The organism is Paraburkholderia aspalathi, from assembly GCF_900116445.1.
GTDB classification, from domain to species: Bacteria; Pseudomonadota; Gammaproteobacteria; order Burkholderiales; family Burkholderiaceae; genus Paraburkholderia; species Paraburkholderia aspalathi.
On the sequence record NZ_FPBH01000006.1, the window covers coordinates 15,240 to 34,120 of the forward strand.

Sequence of the window (18,881 nt, forward strand, 5' to 3'; positions counted from 1 at the left end):
CGCGAGACCGAAGGCCCGGGGGCATGCTGCGCGGGGCTAGCGGCTGGGACGCTCGACTCGGTGTGAGGGGCATTCCGGCTCGCTGCGCTCCGCGCGAGAGGAGCGATGTTAACACGGATGCCTGAAGCCGATGCCGTGACAGATGCTCTGTCGGACGGCAAGGAAAGGGGGCCGTAATGGCAGCTCGCCTGACGACAAAAACGGAGGCTCAACCCGGTTGCCCGGAACACGGCCACAACTGCCATCCGGGCGCCGCCAAACAGGCGCAGCTGACAAACGCCTGCGACGATGCTGACAGCCCGCCTTCGGGACATGCCACAATTACGCTGTTGCGCGCCGCCGCCGCGGTGGCAAAGCGGCGCGCCGTTTTTGCAGGAAGACACGCATGTCCGCATCGCTGAAGATTGGATTGATGGGTTACGGTTTTGCTGGCGCGACCTTTCATGCGCCGGTGATCGAGCACTGCGGGCGAGCCAGCATCGCAGCCATCGCGACGAGCCAGCCCGAGCACGCGCTGGCCGATTACCCGCACGCAAAGGTGGTGGCCGATCTCGACGCCCTGCTGGCGCTCGAAGAAATCGACTGCGTCGTCATCGCGACGCCCAATGACACGCACTTCGACCTGGCGCGCCGCACGCTGGAAGCAGGCAAACACGTGGTGGTCGACAAACCGGTCACGCTCACCGCCGCCGACGCCCACACGCTTGCCAACATTGCACTGGCTCGCAGCAAGCGGTTCGTCCCCTTTCATAACCGCCGCTGGGACGGTGATTTTCTGACCGTGCGGGATCTGCTTGCCAGCAGAGAATTGGGGCGCATCACGCAATACGAATCGCATTTCGACCGTTTCCGGCCGGAAGTTCGGCAGCGTTGGCGCGAGGAAGCTTCGCGCGGCGGCGGCCTGCTATTCGATCTTGGACCGCACCTGATCGACCAGGCGCTGGCGTTGTTCGGCGCACCGCAGACCGTGTCCGCGACGGTTCGGACGCATCGCGATCAAGCCAGTGCACCGGACTACGTCCATATTCAGCTGGGATACGGTGAATTCGAGGTGGTGTTGCATGCCAGCGCGTTGACTGCGTACGTCGCACCGAGGTTTACGATTCACGGCACGCAAGGGAGCTACGTCAAATACGGGCTCGATACGCAGGAAGATCAGTTGAAAGCCGGCTTGCGGCCGGGCGATGACGGGTTCGGCGCCGGCAATGCGCCCGGTGTGTTGCGTGTGCTTGAAGAGGGTCAGGAAGTCGAGCGGGAGGTGCCCACACGCAACGGCGACTACGTCGGCTTTTATATTGCCTTGGCGGATGCCATTCAGAACGGCGCGAAATTTCCCGTCAGCGCTCAGGACGCAGTCGACGTCATGACGATCATCGAGCTTGCAGCCCGGAGCTCAGAAGAAGGCGTCCGGCTGCCGTTTGAACGCATTCGCTGACGTTTTCCTGCGCTATGGGCCGCTTTCTGCGCCATTGGCGGCAACACGCGAACCATGCCGCCGCCAATGGCAAAAAGCCTGACAAACCCGAAAGGAACATAACGTTACAAATAACCCCGTCTCCGCGGTCAGCGTGAATCCTCGGCAATCCGTTGCTACCCCAGTAGCACCACAAAACGACAACGACTTCCCGGAGTGTCCATGCCCCGTATCGTCCGCGCACTAGCAGCATGCGCATTGCTCAGTTCCCTCGCCGCCTGCGTGGTGGCCCCTCAGCAACCCGCGCCGGCGCCGCGTCCTAACCCGCAACAAATTGCGGATCAGCGCTTCAGCCAGGTCAACGGCCGTATCGACAACCTGAGCCGCCGCATCGACGCTCGCGTCAACCAAGGCTACTACCCGCCCCCGCAAGGCGGCGCGTTGCACCATCGCCTCGACGTGATCCGCCAGGAAGCTCATGACATGGCGGCGCAACACGGCGGCGGCCTGTCCGGCGACGAACAGCGCGTGCTGAACCAGGAACTGGACAACGCGGCACACGCCATCGGCGAATAATCGCGCCGGTTCAGGCACCGAAGCAAAGAAGCGCGGGCATCACGTCCCGCGCTTTTTTTGACTTTCGCGAACCCGCAGCGCCAACCCCCATGCCCCTTGCGGGCCTTTATTTGACAAGCCCCCGGCCCTCGCGTACATTCGCCGCACGCGTCGGGAGAGCGTGCTGGCCGCAGAAAATCGCAGGCCGCACCGCCGAAGGGGCACACCCGCAAACTCTCAGGCAAAAGGACCGACTGCGTCGAAGAACCCGCGCCCAGGCAACATCAAGGCACCGGTTTTTCGCACTCTGGAGAGCGGCAGTAGCCGTCTGCATCGTTTAATCGAGCAGATTCTGGCAAGCTGCCCACCGAAGGGGCGCGCGTTTCACCGTAGCGATCACGGCTTCACCATCGCACGGCAGCGCAATCTCTCAGGTATCGAGGACAGAGGGGTCATGCAACGCAATCGCTCGCAGGCATCAGCCGCGAGGCGTAGCGCCGCATGGCCTTTTTTGTTTCGCGAGACGCCTGAGGCCCCATGACCGAACTCAAACACACCCCGCTCAACGCCACCCATCGTGCGCTCAACGCTCGCATGGTCGATTTCGGCGGCTGGGACATGCCCGTCAACTACGGCTCGCAGATCGACGAACACCGCGCCGTGCGCACCGACGCCGGCATGTTCGACGTCTCGCATATGTGCGTCGTCGATTTCACCGGCGAGCGCGTGCGCGCCTTCTTCGAACACGCGCTGGCCAATAACGTCGCCAAGCTGCAAACGCCGGGCCGCGCGCTCTACTCCTGTCTGCTGAACCCGAATGGCGGTGTGATCGACGATCTGATCGTCTATTACTTCAGCGAGACGCACTTCCGCCTGGTCGTCAACGCCGGCACCGCAGAGAAAGACGTCGCCTGGTTCACCAAGCTCAACGCCGAAGGCAGCTACGGCCTGACCATCACGCCGCGCCGCGATCTGGCGATCGTCGCCGTGCAAGGCCCGAACGCCCGCGATAAGGTCTGGCAAGTCGCGCCGTCCAGCCGCACCTCCACCGAACTCCTTAAGCCGTTTAACGCCGCCATCGTCGACAACACGCCGTTTGGCGAATTGATGATTGCCCGCACCGGCTACACCGGCGAAGACGGCTTCGAAATCGTCCTGCCCGCTACGTCCGTCTGCGAATTCTGGGACGCATTAGTGCGTCAAGGCGTGCGCCCCGCGGGTCTCGGCGCGCGCGACACGCTGCGTCTCGAAGCCGGCATGAACCTGTACGGCCAGGATATGGACGACAACGTCTCGCCGCTGGACGCCGGCCTCGCCTGGACCGTCGACCTGACCTCGCCGCGCGACTTCGTCGGCAAGGCCAAACTTGAGGCCGACGGCTCGCAGGCCTCGTTCGTCGGCCTGATCCTGCTGAAGGAAAACGGCAAGGCGGCAGGCGTGCTGCGTGCTCACCAGAAAGTCGTCACGCCGGAAGGCGAAGGCGAAATCACCAGCGGCACTTTTTCACCCACGATGCAGGAATCGATCGCCTTCGCGCGCGTGCCGAAAGGCGTGCAGCCGGGCGACACCGTTCACGTCCAGATTCGTGACAAAAACGTACCCGCAAGCGTGGTAAAACTGCCGTTCGTACGCAACGGCAAAGTGCTCGCAGTTTAAGCAGCCGGCGCGTGCGTCAATCTTTTTAAGTTCATACCGAATAACACCGCATAGGAGCATCCGATGAGCATCCCGGCCGATCTGAAATACACCGAATCGCACGAGTGGGTCCGCACCGAAGCAGACGGCACGCTGACGGTCGGCATCACCGACCACGCGCAGGAAGCGCTCGGCGACATCGTCTTCTTCGAAGTCCAGGAACTGGGCAAGACCGTCAACGCCGGCGACACCGTCGCCGTGATCGAGTCGGTGAAAGCCGCTTCCGATATCTACGCGCCGGTCTCGGGCGAAATCATCGAAGCGAACCCGGCCGTCGCCGACACGCCAGATGGCGTCAACAGCGCGCCGTACGAGAACTGGCTCTTCAAGATCAAGCCGGCTGCGGACGCATCGCAGGATCGCCTGATCGACGCAGACGCGTACGCAAAGTCCGTCGGCGCCTGATTCACCGCAAGTTGCACCATTACGTTTAAACCCGACAGGCGCGGCGCGTCCGATTCGACAGTCGAACGGACGCCCGCACCGCCAGGAACACCTCATGAAGCTCGAACACCCGGATCGTCTGATGAACCGCACTCCTCTCTCGCTCGCCGCGCTCGAAGTGCATGACGCCTTCGCTGAACGGCACATCGGCCCGGATTCGGCCGACCAGCAAGCGATGCTCGAAGCCCTCGGCTTCGCATCGCGCGCCGCGCTGATCGACGCGGTCATTCCGAAGACGATCCGCCGCACCGAAACGCTGCCGCTCGGCCCCTTCACCCAGCCGAAGAGCGAAGCCGAAGCGCTCGCCTCGCTGCGTGAGCTGGCGGACAAGAACCAGGTGTTCCGCTCGTATATCGGGCAGGGCTACTACAACGCGCATACGCCGACAGTGATCCTGCGTAACGTGCTCGAAAATCCGGCGTGGTACACCGCGTACACGCCGTATCAGCCGGAAATCTCGCAGGGCCGTCTGGAAGCGCTGCTGAACTTCCAGCAGATGATCGTCGACCTGACGGGTCTGGCGATCTCGAACGCATCGCTGCTCGACGAAGCCACCGCGGCCGCCGAAGCGATGACGCTGCTGCAACGCGTCGGCAAGCCGAAGTCGAACGTGTTTTACGTCGCCGACGACGTGCTGCCGCAAACCATCGAAGTGGTGAAGACGCGCGCCACGCCGGTCGGCATTGAAGTGAAAGTCGGCCCGGCAGCGGACGCAGCGAACGCGAATGCGTTCGGCGTGCTGCTGCAATACCCGGGCGTGAACGGCGACGTGCGCGACTACCGCGCACTCGCTGAAGCCATCCATGCAGCAGGCGGCCACGTGGTGGTTGCTGCCGATCTGCTCGCGCTGACCGTTTTGACGCCGCCGGGCGAATGGGGCGCGGACGTAGCCGTCGGCAACACGCAGCGTTTTGGCGTGCCAGTTGGTTTCGGCGGCCCGCACGCGGCTTACCTTGCCGTGCGCGATGAATTCAAGCGTCAGATGCCGGGGCGCCTCGTCGGCGTGACCGTCGATGCACAAGGCAATCCGGCGCTGCGTCTCGCGTTGCAAACGCGTGAACAACATATCCGCCGCGAGAAGGCGACTTCGAATGTGTGTACCGCGCAAGCCCTGCTCGCGATCATGGCCAGCATGTACGCTGTCTATCATGGTCCGCACGGTCTGAAGACGATCGCGCTGCGCGTGAACCGCATTGCTGCGTTGCTGGCAGCCGGCGCGAAGAAGCTCGGTTACACGCTCGTCAACGACACATTCTTCGACACGCTCACGTTCGAAACCGGCGCACGCACCCAGGCGCTGCATGACGCGGCGACTGCGCGGCGCATCAATCTGCGTCGTGTGAGCGACTCGCGCGTCGGCATCTCGATCGACGAAACCACCACGCGCAGCGATCTGGCCGATCTGCTCGCAGCGTTCGCGCAAGCGGCATTTGTCGACGAAGTCCCGCAGATCGACACCCTCGACGCAGAACTCCCCGCAGAGAACACGGTGCCTGCCGCGCTCGAACGCACCAGCGCATACCTCACGCACCACGTGTTCAACCGTCATCATTCTGAAACGGAAATGCTGCGTTACCTGCGCAGCCTCTCCGACAAGGATCTGGCGCTCGACCGCTCGATGATCCCGCTCGGCTCCTGCACGATGAAGCTGAACGCGACCTCGGAAATGCTGCCGGTCACGTGGCCTGAGTTCGGTCAGATTCACCCGTTCGCTCCGGCTGAGCAAACGGTCGGCTACCGCGAAATGATCGATCAGCTCGAACAGATGCTGGTCGCGGCCACCGGCTACGCAGCGGTGTCGCTGCAGCCGAACGCCGGCTCGCAAGGCGAGTACGCGGGTCTGCTGATCATTCACGCGTACCACGCATCGCGCGGCGAAGGTCATCGCAATGTCTGCCTGATTCCCGCTTCGGCGCACGGCACGAACCCGGCATCGGCGCAGATGGCCGGCATGCAGGTGGTCGTGGTTGCTTGCGACGCGCAGGGCAACGTCGATATCGAAGACCTGAAAAAGAAAGCCGAACAGCACGCTGACAAGCTTGCTGCGATCATGATCACGTATCCGTCCACGCACGGCGTGTTCGAAGCGAACGTCCGCGAAATCTGCGAGATCGTGCATGCGCACGGCGGCCAGGTCTATGTGGACGGCGCGAACATGAACGCCATGGTTGGCCTCTGTGCGCCGGGTCAGTTCGGCGGCGACGTCTCGCACTTGAATCTGCACAAGACCTTCTGTATTCCGCACGGCGGCGGCGGGCCGGGCGTCGGTCCGGTCGCGGTCGGCGCGCATCTCGCGCAATTCCTGCCGAATCAGATTTCGTCGGGCTACGAGCGTGCGCAGAACGGCATCGGCGCTGTGTCGGGTGCACCGTACGGTTCCGCTTCGATCCTGCCGATTTCGTGGATGTACATCGCGATGATGGGCGCGAAGAACCTCACGGCCGCCACCGAAACCGCGATCCTCAACGCGAACTACGTCGCGAACAAACTCGCGCCGCATTACCCCGTGCTTTACTCGGGCCCGGGCGGACTGGTCGCGCACGAATGCATTCTGGATCTGCGTCCCATCAAGGACACCAGCGGCATTTCCGTCGACGACGTCGCCAAGCGACTCGCCGACTACGGCTTCCACGCACCGACCATGAGCTTCCCGGTGCCGGGCACGTTGATGGTCGAGCCGACCGAATCGGAATCGAAGGAAGAGCTCGACCGCTTCATCGAAGCGATGATCGCGATCCGCGAGGAAATCCGCGCGGTGGAAGACGGCCGCTCGGACCGCGAAGACAATCCGCTCAAGCACGCGCCGCACACGGCGGCGGTAGTCATCGCCAACGACTGGAAGCATGCGTATGCGCGCGAAACCGCCGCATATCCGCTGCCCACGCTGATCGCCAAGAAATACTGGCCGCCGGTCGGCCGTGCGGACAACGTGTACGGCGACCGCAATCTGTTCTGCTCCTGCGTGCCGATCGCCGACTACGAGTAAGCCGGCCCGCAAACCGCGCAGCGCCTCGAAGGTTGTAAGCAGGCGTTGCGCGGTTCTGTCGCTTGTGTCCGCAAACGGCTAACATCACACACCGAACCAGCCTAACGAGGAGTTTCGCATGGCGCGAAAGGTGCGATTGATGCAAAGCCGGACCGAAATCAGGCGAACCCAAACATGGCAGCAGGCTTGCACGCTATTGCTGACTGGCGCAGCGGTGCTGCTGCCGCTACGGCAGGCGCAAGCCGCAATGAATTTTTGCGCGGCTCCCGCGCTGCAAACCAGCGAGCGCACCAATGCCGATCCAGGCGTCAAGGCGCTGGTGAGCAATGTACTGGCACATCTGAACGACCCGCCGCATGCGCTGGCGAAACTGCATACGGAAGGCACGCTGCCGCACGAGGGCATTTACGATCAAAGCGTCGAGGCGGAGAAGGATCTGGATCTGCTGCGCGACGCCGCGCTCGCCTGGCGCGCGACCAGTGACGACCGTTATCTGAAACTGGTCGACCGCTTGCTGTATGCATGGGTCACGACTTATCAACCCAGTTTCAATCCGATCGACGAAACCCATTTCGAAGGCCTGATTCTAGCCTACGACATGACCGCGAGCGCGTTGCCGGTGAAAACGCGCAATGCATCGATGGCGTTCCTGACGAAGCTCGCGAGCGGCTACATCGAGCAGATCGACGCGCAGCCGCGACCGCTCAGGGGTACGTTCAAAAACAATTGGCAAAGCCACCGGATCAAGCTGATCTCGATGGCTGCGTTCACGCTGGATAACCGCAAGATGATCAACGCGGCGCAGCGCCTGTTCGACGAGCATATCGGCGACAACATTGCGCCGGACGGCTCGACGTTCGACTTCGGCGAGCGCGACGCGCTGCACTATGTTACGTACGACCTGCAGCCGCTCGTGACCGCCGCGCTCGCTGCGCGCCGCCACAACCGCAACTGGTTGCCGGAGAAGGGAGCGAACGGCGCGTCGCTGCAAGCCGCGCTGAACTGGCTCACGCCGTACGCGGATGGCAGCAAAACGCATGAAGAATTCGTGCATTCGAACGTTCCGTTCGATGCCAAACGTCGCGAGGCCGGTTTGCCCGGCTATTCGGGTCAATGGGATCCGAAAAACGCGACGGAACTGTTTCACCTGGCGGCGCGTCTCGACGGACGCTATACGCCGATCGCGCTGCAGCTCGCACCGACGCCGCCCGCATGGCTCGCCGTGTGCTTACCGCTGCCGGCGCGCTAAACTAACTTTTATCAGCAGGGAGCAGTAAATGGCAGTCAGCGTGTTCGACCTCTTCAAAATCGGCATTGGTCCGTCCAGTTCGCATACGGTCGGGCCGATGCGTGCGGCGCTGATGTTCGCGCAAGGGCTCGAACGCGACGGGCTGCTTGGCGCGACGGCATCGGTGAAAGTGGATCTGTATGGGTCGCTCGGCGCGACCGGCAAGGGTCACGGCACCGATCGCGGCGTGATGCTCGGCCTGATGGGCGATGCCCCTGACACCGTCGATCCGGACACGATCGCACAGCGGCTCGAAGCGGTAAAGGCGTCGCGCAAGCTCGCCTTGCTCGGCACGCACGACGTGCCGTTCGTCCAGAAAGATCACATTTCGTTTCTTCGCCAGGCGCTGGCCGAGCATCCGAACGGCCTGAAACTCCGCGCGCTCGATGCACAAGGCGAGACGCTGCGCGAGTCGACCTATCTGTCGGTGGGCGGCGGTTTCGTGGTGACGGCGGGCGCGCCGAACACGAAGGTGCTGAGCGCCGTCGAACAATTGCCGCATTCGTTCCGCAGCGGCAACGAATTACTCGCGCTGTGCAAATCCACCGGCAAGAGCATCGCGCAATTGATGTGGGAAAACGAACGCGTCTGGCATACCGAAGAAGAGACGCGTGCGGGCTTGCTGAAGATCTGGAATGTGATGCAGTCGTGTGTATCGCGCGGTTGCGGTATCAACAATCCGGATGCCGACGGCCACTTGCCCGGTCCGTTCCAGGTGAAGCGCCGCGCGCCGCAGTTGTATCGCGCGTTGTCGGGCAATCCTGAGCTGGCGCTGCGTGATCCACTTTCGATGGTCGACTGGATCAATCTCTACGCCATCGCCGTGAATGAAGAAAACGCTGCGGGCGGCCGCGTGGTCACGGCGCCGACTAACGGCGCGGCCGGAATCATCCCGGCGGTGCTGCATTACTACACGCGCTTCATGCCGGGCTCGAACGAGCAGGGTGTGATCGACTTCCTGATGACGGCGGCGGCAATCGGCATTCTGTACAAGCTGAATGCGTCGATTTCAGGCGCGGAAGTGGGATGCCAGGGTGAAGTGGGCGTGGCCTGCTCGATGGCCGCGGGTGGGCTCGCCGCGGTGATGGGCGGCACGCCTGAGCAAGTCGAGAATGCTGCCGAGATCGGCATGGAACATAACCTCGGGCTGACGTGCGATCCGGTCGGCGGGATGGTGCAGATTCCGTGTATCGAACGCAATGCGATGGGCTCGGTGAAAGCCGTGAATGCCGCGCGAATGGCGCTGCGCGGCGACGGCACGCATTACGTGTCGCTGGACTCTGTAATCAAGACGATGATGCAGACCGGCGCCGATATGAAGACGAAGTACAAGGAAACGTCCCGCGGTGGGTTGGCGGTGAATATTGTGGAGTGTTGAGAACACAACGACCCGACCGGACCGATCGCACCCCCATCGCAACGCCTGGAGGCTTCATCGCAATGCCGCTCGCTTCTGAATCTTCTTCCACTGCGCAAACTACCGGCGCACGTCTCGTCGTCGACGCCTTGCTGACGCACGGCGTCGAACGTGTTTTCTGCGTACCCGGCGAGAGCTTTCTCGCGGTGCTCGATTCGCTGCACGACGAAACAGATCGCATCCAGACCATCGTCTGCCGGCACGAAGCGGCGGCCGCGAACATGGCTGAAGCCGTCGGTAAATTGACCGGACGTCCGGGTGTCGCGATCGTCACGCGCGGCCCCGGTGCGACGCATGCATCGATCGGCGTGCACACCGCGTTTCAGGACTCGACGCCGATGATCCTGCTGATCGGTCAGTGCGCGCGTGAGCATCTCGATCGCGAGGCCTTTCAGGAAATCGACTACCGGCGCATGTTCGGTCAGATGGCGAAATGGGTCGCGCAAATCGACGATCCGAAACGCATTCCCGAGTATCTGAGTCATGCGTTTCACACGGCGACGTCGGGGCGTCCGGGGCCGGTCGTGTTGTCGTTGCCGGAAGATGTGTTGAGCGAAGCGTGTGATCTTGTTGCTGGCGCACCCGCGTACAAACGTGTGGCGGCGTCGCCGTCTGCGGCGCAGATGGACGAGTTGCGTCGATTGCTGGAAGGCGCGCAACGGCCGATGGTCATTGCCGGCGGCAGCGGTTGGACGCCTGCGGCATGTGCCGATCTGCAACGCTTCGTCGAGAATTGGCAATTGCCGATCGGCCTCGCGTTCCGCTTTCAAGACACGCTCGACAACGAGCATCCGAATTACGCGGGTGATGTCGGGCTCGGTATCAATCCGGCGCTGGCTCAACGTATCCGCGATGCGGACCTGCTGCTCACGCTCGGTCCACGGCTAGGCGAAGCGACGACCAACGGCTACACGCTTCTCGATATTCCGAAGACCAAACAAACGTTGGTGCATGTGCATCAAGGTGCGGAAGAACTCGGGCGTGTGTACGCGGCGGATCTGCCGATTGTCTCCGGCATGCCGGAACTTGCAGCATTGCTTGCGGCGTTGAAACCGTCTTCCGGCAAGCTCGCATGGGCCGGCGCTGCGGAAGAAGCGCATCGCGCGTATCTCGACTGGCGCAAGCCGCGCCAGATTCCCGGCGACGTGCAAATGGGCGAAGTGATCCAGCAATTGCGCGCGCATCTACCGGAAGACGCGATCCTCACGAACGGTGCGGGCAACTACGCAACGTGGCTGCATCGGCATTTCTCGTATCGGCATTTCCGCTCGCAACTCGCGCCGACCAGTGGCGCGATGGGGTACGGTGTCCCAGCGGCGATTGCGGCGAAGTCGATGTATCCGCAACGCGCCGTGGTCGCATTAGCCGGCGACGGCTGCTTCATGATGTCCGCGCAAGAACTCGCGACGGCAATGCAATACGACTTGCATGTGATTTTCATCGTCGTGAATAACAGCCACTTCGGCACGATCCGGATGCATCAGGAACGGCACTATCCGAATCGTGTGCATGGCACCGGTCTCACGAATCCGGACTTCGCGGCATTCGCAAAGTCGTTCGGCGCACATGGTGAGACGGTGGAGCGGACTGAAGATTTTCTGCCGGCGTTGCAGCGTTCTCTGGAAGCGAAGCGCGCGGCAGTGATCGAGATTCGCATGCCGCAGGAGGCGAGTACGCCGGGCGCGACGTTGGAGCAGATTCGCGAGCAGGGGAGGAAGCTGCGCGGAGAGACGGCTTAGCGAAAAAAGGCTTGTGGGCAATATCCCTCGGCACAGGCGAGTCTTAAGTCGAATTTTTGACGTACAGCAGACTTACCATGCGATCACCTTGTGCAGCGTTTGACGAATCGGCTACGGTAGCCATTCGTCTGAACGATTCAAGGAGTCGGTATGCTGAAGGCTGCTGTATTTGCAGGTGCGCTGGGATTGTCGAGCGCGGTGTTCGCGATGGGCGAGTCCTGTCCAGTTCATCCAACGGCAGAATGGATGAAGGAGAGTGACGCCCGTGCGCAAATCGAAGCGCAAGGCTATAAGATCGCGAAGTTCGAGATCGACGATAACTGCTATGAGGTCGAGGCCTACAACCAGGACGGCAGAAGGATGGAGTTGAACTACGACACCAAGACGCTCGCTGTCATCCGGCAGAAGATCGACTGAAGCCATTGGCTCACGCAAGCAGCTGCATAAAAGAGCCCCGCGGGAAAAACGGGGCTTTTTTACCTTCACGCTATAACCTGATTACCTGCCAAACGAACAACTACGCGTATATCACCGACAACGCACCAAGCTCTTTCATCAACGCGGGCTTGTGCGATTCGATCACGTCGGTTTGGATTTGATAGATCACGGACTTGATGACTTCTGTCTGACTCATGGTCGTCTCGTGCATGAGTGTCTTGATATCTTCGGCGATGCGCGGCGTCACCTTCATCGAAAGCCGCCGCCGTGCAGCGCCGCGGCGCTCCTTGAAGCGCTCGGTCGCCGACTTATGTGCCTTAATCAACCGTGCCCGCGGATATTCACCGGATGCAAACCGGTGCAGATAGAGCGTCATGAGCACCTTGCGGAATTCGGTCGAGCTCGCGCTGTCGACCATATAAGCGGCCAGGTCGAGAACATCGAGATAAATGGCCGGCAGTTGTGCCTCAATCGGCCTGACTTCCTTCTGCCGCGCTTCGCGGACGGCTGGCGTGGATTGCGCTGGAATGGCGACCACGTGGTCACAGACGTCACACACCGCCGCGAGAATATTCTTCACCTCACCTTTGCCGTCGCTGAAAGGTACGTCACGCCGCGCAAAGGTCGTGCTCACAAGCTGCTTGCAGTGATGGCAGATTGCCTTGCTTTTCTCGCCTTCTTCGTAGAGTTTCATCTTCATGGCTTCGCTCACTGGTGCACGCTGATAAACACGGTTTCCGGATTACCCACGAAGTAGAACTTCACGTACCAGCCACCCGACTCAATGATATGAACATCTATTGCCGGCGCGTTGTGATGAGGTGACGAACTGTATTGTGTGCCATCGCTCTTCGTAATGAGATCCTCAACGAACTGAGCGGTGACTTGCCCGGTCGACAGAAGGTTTTTCACGTTAATGGCAGAACGGGCCTCATGCTCGAACTTCCCGGATCTAAGCGCGGAGATCGCCGCGCGCTTCGCTTGCCTGTACTTGCTTGGTATCGACAACCACACCCCCGATTATACGATATGTCTCGTATAAAAAGCGCTTCGCTGATTTCGCGCCACCCGTGAGGATTGTCGATGAATTTTTTTTCGGGAGAAGGCTAACTAATCGAGCTCACGCAGGCAGCACAAACTCGAAGAGCCATAAAAAACCCCGCCGAAGCGGGGTTCCTGACATCAAAGCGAACAGCGAAAAACCGCTTACTTCCCGCCCACGCTTTGCAGCGTCGTCCACTTGCCGTCGACAACCTTGTACAGCGTGATGCCGCCGTTCTTCAGGTCGCCCTTGCCGTCGTACGCGAGGTTCGCTGCCGTCACTGCCGGCATCGAGGTCTTCGCGAGCAGCGGCAGATACTTGGCCGGATCGGTCGAGTTAGCCTTCTTCATTGCGTCGAACATCGCCATTGCGCCGTCGTAAGCGTACGGCGAGTACGTTTGCACGTCTTCGTTGAAGCGCTTCTTGTACTTTGCGACGTAGTCCTTGCCGCCCGGCATTTCTTCCAGCGGCAGGCCGGCAAGCGATGCCACCGTGCCGTTCGCTGCGTCACCCGCGATCTGGATGAAGGTCGGCGTGTGGACCATTTCGCCACCCATCAGCGGTGCCTTGATGCCCAGTGCCTTCATCTGCTTGACCATCGGTGCCGCTTGCGAATCCGCGCCGCCGTAATAGATCAGGTCCGGGTTGACCGACTTCAGCTTGGTCAGGATCGACTTGAAGTCGACAGCCTTGTCGTTCGTGTATTCACGATCGACGATCGAGCCGCCCGCTGCCTTCGCTGCCTTTTCGAACTGATCAGCCAGACCTTGGCCGTAAGCCGTGCGGTCGTCGACGATCGCGATCTTCTTCACGCCCAGGGTCTTCACCGCGAACGTGCCGGCAACCGAACCTTGCTGCGTGTCGGACGTCATCATGCGGAACGTGGTCTTGAATCCTTGTTGCGTGTACTCAGGCGCCGTCGCCATTGCGATTTCGGGGATGCCCGCGTTCGCGTAGATGCGCGAAGCCGGAATCGTGGTGCCCGAGTTGAAGTGGCCGAGCATGCCCTTGATGCCGTCATCCACCAGCTTTTGTGCAACGGTCGTGCCGGTGCGCGGGTCAGCCTGGTCGTCGGCCGAATCCAGCACGAAGCGAACCGGCTTGCCGCCGATCACCGGCTTGGTGGCGTTCATGTCTTCCACAGCCAGCGTGATGCCGTTCTGGAAGTCCTTACCGTAGTGTGCCTGTGCGCCCGTCATCGGACCGGCAAAGCCGATCTTCACGTCTTCGGTCGATTGAGCGTTGGCCGTCCCCGCCAGCGACATTGCTGCAACCAGCGCTGCGCCTGCCAGCTGTTTCATTTTGTGTTGCATAGCTTCTCCTTGGTACCAGGTGTGGATGGAGCGGTTTTTCGGGGTCGCCGTACCGCTTCCGTTTTTTTGAAGTAATCGATGAGGTTCGCTCAACCGATCGTCATCAAATTTGCATTGCCGCCTGCTGCTGCCGTATTCACGCTGACCGAGCGTTCCGTCAACAGACGCTCGAGCGCATAGTCCTCATCGCCGCTTTCCAGCGCGCCCGCCGCGACGCCCTGCACCGAAACGATCGGTCCCGCACGTTTCGCGACTTCCTTCACCAGCGCCAGCAGTTCATCGCTATCGCCTTCGAACAGCACGGCGTCGAACGGTGTATCTGCGCTCTTCTTCACGCTTGCGTAAGACTTCAACGCGGCGGGCAGCTGCGACACCAATTGTTCACCAGCCGCACCTTCGAACAAGGCGCGATTTCCCGTAGCCAGTGCTGCGGCAAACTGCACGCGCGCACCGCTTGCCGTCGAGGCGATACACAGCACCGTGCCGCGCGCACCCAGCGTGTACGTGTTGCGCTCGCCCGTGGGCCCAGACAATACCGCAGTTGCGCCCGCCGGCACATGCGACAGATAACCGTCGCAGCGCGCAGCCAGCACCGGTTGCTGTTCGCTAATCAGCCAGTCGCGCAGCGCCGTCAAGGCGGCGGACGGATTATCCCCGTTCACGCCGGCTTGCGGCACATCAACGATCAATGCATCGGCCAGCGACTTCGGCAACCCGGCCGGACGCGTCGCCAGCAAACGCTGCAGATACAGCGCACCACCTGCTTTCGGACCCGTGCCCGACAAACCTTCGCCACCGAACGGCTGAACACCCACCACCGCGCCGATCACATTGCGGTTCACGTAGATGTTGCCGACATGCGCGCGGCTGATCACGTGAGCGATCGTTTCGTCGATCCGCGTGTGAATGCCAAGCGTCAGGCCGTAGCCGGTCGTGCGAATCTGTTCGAGCAGCTTGTCCAGCTGGCTGCGGCGGTAACGCACCACATGCAGCACCGGGCCGAACACTTCACGCTTCAATTCGTCGATGCTGTCGAGTTCGATCAGCGTCGGCGGAACAAACGTGCCTTGTCCCGCGCCTTCCGGCATCGGCAGCTGCTCGACCTTGCGGCCTTTCTCGCGCATCGCCGCGACGTGCGCGTCGATACCGCGCTTTGCGTCGAGGTCGATGACCGGGCCGACGTCGATCGACAGGCGATCAGGATTGCCCACCGACAGTTCGCGCATCGCGCCCGTCAGCATTTCGAGCGTGCGGTCCGCGACATCTTCTTGTAGACAAAGAACGCGCAACGCGGAACACCGTTGACCGGCGGAGTCGAACGACGACTGCAGCACGTCCGCGACCACCTGTTCAGCGAGCGCCGAGGAATCGACGATCATCGCGTTCTGGCCGCCAGTTTCGGCGATCAGTGGAATCGGCTTGCCTTCCGGATCGAGGCGATTCGAGAGCGTCTTGTTGATCAGACGCGCGACTTCGGTCGAACCGGTGAACATCACCGCCCGAGTGCGCGGATCGGCCACCAGCGCTGCGCCGACCGTTTCGCCGTTGCCGGGCAGCAGTTGCACCGCGCCCGCTGGCACGCCGGCTTCGCGCAGGATACGCACGGCTTGCGCGGCGATCAGCGGCGTTTGTTCGGCCGGTTTCGCGAGCACAGTGTTACCAGCAGCCAAAGCTGCAGCCACCTGGCCCATGAAAATCGCCAGCGGGAAGTTCCACGGGCTGATACAGACCACCGGACCGAGCGGGCGATGCGTGTCGTTGGAGAACTCGTTGCGGATCTGCGTGGAGTAATAGCGCAGGAAATCGATCGCTTCGCGGATTTCTGCGACCGCGTTCGCCAGCGATTTACCGGCTTCACGGACCACGAGACCCATCAGCGTGTGCATCTGGGCTTCGAGCAGATCGGCGGCACGCGCGAGGCAATCGGCGCGGGCGTCGACCGGCGTCGCTTGCCAGATCGGTGCGGCGGCGACTGCGTGGGCCATGGCGGCGCTCACATGTTCCGAGGTCGCTTCCACCACAGTGCCGACGAGGTCACGATGATCGGCCGGGTTGCGCACATCACGCGCGACACCCACGGCGATTTCGTTGTCTTCGAGCATAGGCGCCGCGCGCCACGGATGATGCGCGCTCGCCAGCAACGCCGACGACAGCGAAGCCAGACGATGTTCGTTCGACAAATCGAGGCCCATCGAATTGAGACGCTCGGCGCCGAACAGGTTGCGCGGCAACGGAATCTTCGCGTGCGGCGCGCCGAGCGGGACGATCTTCGAGGCTTCGTCGGCCGGGTCGGCGATCAGGTCCTTGATCGCAACGCTTTCATCGGCGATGCGGTTCACGAACGAGGTGTTCGCGCCGTTTTCCAGCAGGCGACGCACGAGGTATGCGAGCAGCGTTTCGTGCGTGCCGACCGGCGCATACACGCGGCACGGACGGTTCAGCTTGTCGCGGCCGGTGACTTCCTCATACAGCGGTTCACCCATGCCGTGCAGGCATTGGAACTCGTACTGGCCGGGGTAGTAGTTATTGCCCGCGAGGTGATAGATCGCCGACAGCGTGTGCGCGTTGTGCGTGGCGAACTGTGGATAGACCGCGTCCGGCGCGCTAAGCAGCTTCTTCGCGCAGGCGAGGTAGGAGACGTCCGTGTAGATCTTGCGCGTGTAGACCGGATAGCCTTCGAGGCCGTCCACTTGTGCGCGCTTGATTTCGGTGTCCCAGTACGCGCCCTTCACGAGGCGGACCATGATGCGGTGACGGCTGCGGCGCGCCAGATCGATCAGGTATTCGATCACGAACGGGCAGCGCTTCTGATACGCCTGCACCACGAAACCAATGCCGTTCCAGCCAGCCAGTTCCGGATCGAAGCACAGCGCTTCGAGCAGATCGAGCGAGATTTCGAGGCGGTCGGCTTCTTCGGCGTCGATGTTCAGGCCGATGTCGTAGCGGCGCGCGAGGATCGCCAGCGAGCGGACGCGCGGCAGCAGTTCGCTCATCGTGCGTTCCTGCTGCGAACGCGAGTAGCGTGCGTGCAGCGCGGAGAGCTTGATCGAGATGCCCGGGCCTTCGTAAATGCCGCGGCCGCCGGCTGCCTTGCCGATCGCGTGGATCGCCTGTTCGTACGAGGCGTAATAGCGTTGCGCGTCGGCTTCGGTGGTGGCCGCTTCGCCGAGCATGTCGTACGAGTAGCGGAAGCCGCGTGCTTCGTACTTGCGGCTGTTGGCGAGCGCTTCGGAGATGTTCTCGCCGGTGACGAACTGCTCGCCCATCAGGCGCATCGCCATATCGACGCCCTTACGGATCAGCGGCTCGCCGCCCTTCCCGATCAGACGCGTGAGCGCCGACGAGAGGCTCGCCTCACTGTTGGTCCCCACCAGCTTACCGGTGATCATCAGGCCCCACGTTGCGGCGTTGACGAACAGCGACGGCGCCTGGCCGACGTGCGATTTCCAGTCGCCCTTACTGATCTTGTCGCGGATCAGCGCGTCACGCGTGGCGCGATCCGGGATACGCAGCAGCGCTTCGGCGAGGCACATCAGCGCCACGCCCTCCTGGCTCGACAGCGAAAACTCGTGGATCAGACCTTCGACGCCACCACCCTTGCTCTTGCCGCGCAGCGTTTCGACCAGCTTGCCGGCCATCGCCTGCACGTCGTCCGCGAGATTGGCCGGCAGACGCGCCTGGCCAAGAAGGAACGGCACGCACTCCGGCTCGGGACGGCGATACGCGGCGGTGATCGCCGCGCGCAGCACCGATTGCGGTTGCACGTTCTGCGCGAATTCGAGGAACGGATGCGACGCACCGTCTTCCTCGTGCTCCACCGCGGCGCCGTCAGCCAGATCGGCCGAGCCCGTGTGGCCCGACAATTCCGGCGGCAATTGGCCATGCTCGATTTTTTCGAGGTACGCGAAGATCGCCTGCTTGATCAGCCAGTGCGGAGTGCGTTCGAGCCGGGTGGCGGCATCTTTCAGCCGGGAACGCAGGAGGTCGTCGACCTTGACGCCAAGGGTGGTGCTAGCCATGTTTCCTTCTTCGGATACCAAACGAATTCGGTGGGAAAGACTAAAAGTTGGGCGAATCGTACGCCTCCAAATAAAAAGGTGCAACCATGCGTTGAGCATGGTTGCACCTTTCTGGAATCCCGGTACCGCGGGGGTTTGCGCCGGATGGCGCTGCGCGTGGCAACGGCGGTTGCGATCAGTACTTTCCCTGGCGTGATTCTTTTCGCTTTTACCCTTATCAGATCGCTCGGCGCGCCGTTATACAGAATATGGATGGTCGCGGCCGCAAGGCACGCACATAAAAACGGTACGGGGTTTTAGAGGACTGGCGAAATGGAAAAGTGGTTAGTGATATTGGGCATCTGGGCGATGTGCGCGACGTGCGGCGTGCTGTTCATCCGCGGCGCGACGCGCGGCCCGGGCAAACGTGAGACGGAAGGAAGGCAGGCGCGTCCGGCATCGCGCGCATCGGCTGGCGATGCGCGGGCAGCTTTGAACGATTGAGGGGCTAAGCCTGGCGGCTAATGATGGACATCAGGACGCCGTTCCTCG

Annotated in this window: 14 protein-coding genes and 2 riboswitches; of the genes, 10 read left to right on the forward strand and 4 right to left on the reverse strand. The window is 62.0% G+C overall.

The window, feature by feature from the left end; all coding sequences use genetic code 11:
- Positions 1-385: 385 nt before the first annotated feature.
- The 9 genes from BM438_RS11850 to BM438_RS11890 all read left to right on the forward strand — a co-directional run bounded on the left by BM438_RS11850 (position 386) and on the right by BM438_RS11890 (position 11,955).
- Positions 386-1,435, forward strand: a complete 1,050-nt coding sequence (locus BM438_RS11850; RefSeq protein ID WP_093634472.1) for an oxidoreductase — start codon at positions 386-388, stop codon at positions 1,433-1,435.
- 201 nt (positions 1,436-1,636) lie between these two features.
- Positions 1,637-1,990, forward strand: coding sequence for a hypothetical protein (locus tag BM438_RS11855; protein WP_093634473.1), 354 nt, complete (start codon positions 1,637-1,639; stop codon positions 1,988-1,990).
- A 141-nt stretch (positions 1,991-2,131) separates the two neighbouring features.
- A riboswitch (glycine riboswitch) is annotated at positions 2,132-2,232 on the forward strand.
- A gap of 34 nt (positions 2,233-2,266) precedes the next feature.
- Positions 2,267-2,426: riboswitch (glycine riboswitch) on the forward strand.
- Between the two features lie 80 nt (positions 2,427-2,506).
- A complete protein-coding gene (gcvT, locus tag BM438_RS11860) occupies positions 2,507-3,625 on the forward strand; it encodes a glycine cleavage system aminomethyltransferase GcvT (RefSeq protein WP_093634474.1) in 1,119 nt (372 codons plus the stop codon).
- Positions 3,626-3,688: 63 nt separating this feature from the next.
- On the forward strand, positions 3,689-4,069 hold the full coding sequence (gene gcvH / locus BM438_RS11865) for a glycine cleavage system protein GcvH (RefSeq protein ID WP_063497688.1): 381 nt from the start codon (positions 3,689-3,691) through the stop codon (positions 4,067-4,069).
- A gap of 94 nt (positions 4,070-4,163) precedes the next feature.
- Positions 4,164-7,094 (forward strand): aminomethyl-transferring glycine dehydrogenase, encoded by a 2,931-nt coding sequence (gene gcvP, locus BM438_RS11870; RefSeq protein ID WP_093634475.1) that lies wholly within the window; start codon positions 4,164-4,166, stop codon positions 7,092-7,094.
- A 118-nt stretch (positions 7,095-7,212) separates the two neighbouring features.
- Positions 7,213-8,343, forward strand: a complete 1,131-nt coding sequence (locus BM438_RS11875; RefSeq protein WP_093634476.1) for an alginate lyase family protein — start codon at positions 7,213-7,215, stop codon at positions 8,341-8,343.
- A gap of 28 nt (positions 8,344-8,371) precedes the next feature.
- Positions 8,372-9,760 (forward strand): L-serine ammonia-lyase, encoded by a 1,389-nt coding sequence (locus tag BM438_RS11880; protein ID WP_093634477.1) that lies wholly within the window; start codon positions 8,372-8,374, stop codon positions 9,758-9,760.
- A 62-nt stretch (positions 9,761-9,822) separates the two neighbouring features.
- Complete coding sequence (locus tag BM438_RS11885; RefSeq protein ID WP_093634478.1) at positions 9,823-11,538, forward strand: thiamine pyrophosphate-binding protein; 1,716 nt, start codon at positions 9,823-9,825, stop codon at positions 11,536-11,538.
- Positions 11,539-11,688: 150 nt separating this feature from the next.
- On the forward strand, positions 11,689-11,955 hold the full coding sequence (locus BM438_RS11890) for a PepSY domain-containing protein (RefSeq protein ID WP_093634479.1): 267 nt from the start codon (positions 11,689-11,691) through the stop codon (positions 11,953-11,955).
- A gap of 100 nt (positions 11,956-12,055) precedes the next feature.
- Here BM438_RS11890 and BM438_RS11895 read toward each other — a convergent pair whose 3' ends face one another.
- The 4 genes from BM438_RS11895 to putA all read right to left on the reverse strand — a co-directional run bounded on the left by BM438_RS11895 (position 12,056) and on the right by putA (position 18,350).
- Positions 12,056-12,676 carry a hypothetical protein gene (locus BM438_RS11895; protein WP_200654623.1) on the reverse strand — a complete coding sequence of 207 codons (621 nt, stop codon included), beginning with the start codon at positions 12,674-12,676 and terminating at the stop codon, positions 12,056-12,058.
- Positions 12,677-12,684: 8 nt separating this feature from the next.
- Positions 12,685-12,888: a hypothetical protein gene (locus BM438_RS45865; RefSeq protein ID WP_244179356.1), complete on the reverse strand. Its 204-nt coding sequence runs from the start codon at positions 12,886-12,888 to the stop codon at positions 12,685-12,687.
- A gap of 294 nt (positions 12,889-13,182) precedes the next feature.
- Positions 13,183-14,331 (reverse strand): branched-chain amino acid ABC transporter substrate-binding protein, encoded by a 1,149-nt coding sequence (locus tag BM438_RS11905; protein ID WP_093634480.1) that lies wholly within the window; start codon positions 14,329-14,331, stop codon positions 13,183-13,185.
- Between the two features lie 89 nt (positions 14,332-14,420).
- Complete coding sequence (putA, locus tag BM438_RS11910) at positions 14,421-18,350, reverse strand: trifunctional transcriptional regulator/proline dehydrogenase/L-glutamate gamma-semialdehyde dehydrogenase (RefSeq protein WP_093634481.1); 3,930 nt, start codon at positions 18,348-18,350, stop codon at positions 14,421-14,423.
- Positions 18,351-18,662: 312 nt separating this feature from the next.
- Here putA and BM438_RS45470 point away from each other — a divergent pair, with 312 nt between their 5' ends.
- Positions 18,663-18,833 carry a hypothetical protein gene (locus BM438_RS45470; RefSeq protein WP_167378372.1) on the forward strand — a complete coding sequence of 57 codons (171 nt, stop codon included), beginning with the start codon at positions 18,663-18,665 and terminating at the stop codon, positions 18,831-18,833.
- Positions 18,834-18,881: the final 48 nt, after the last annotated feature.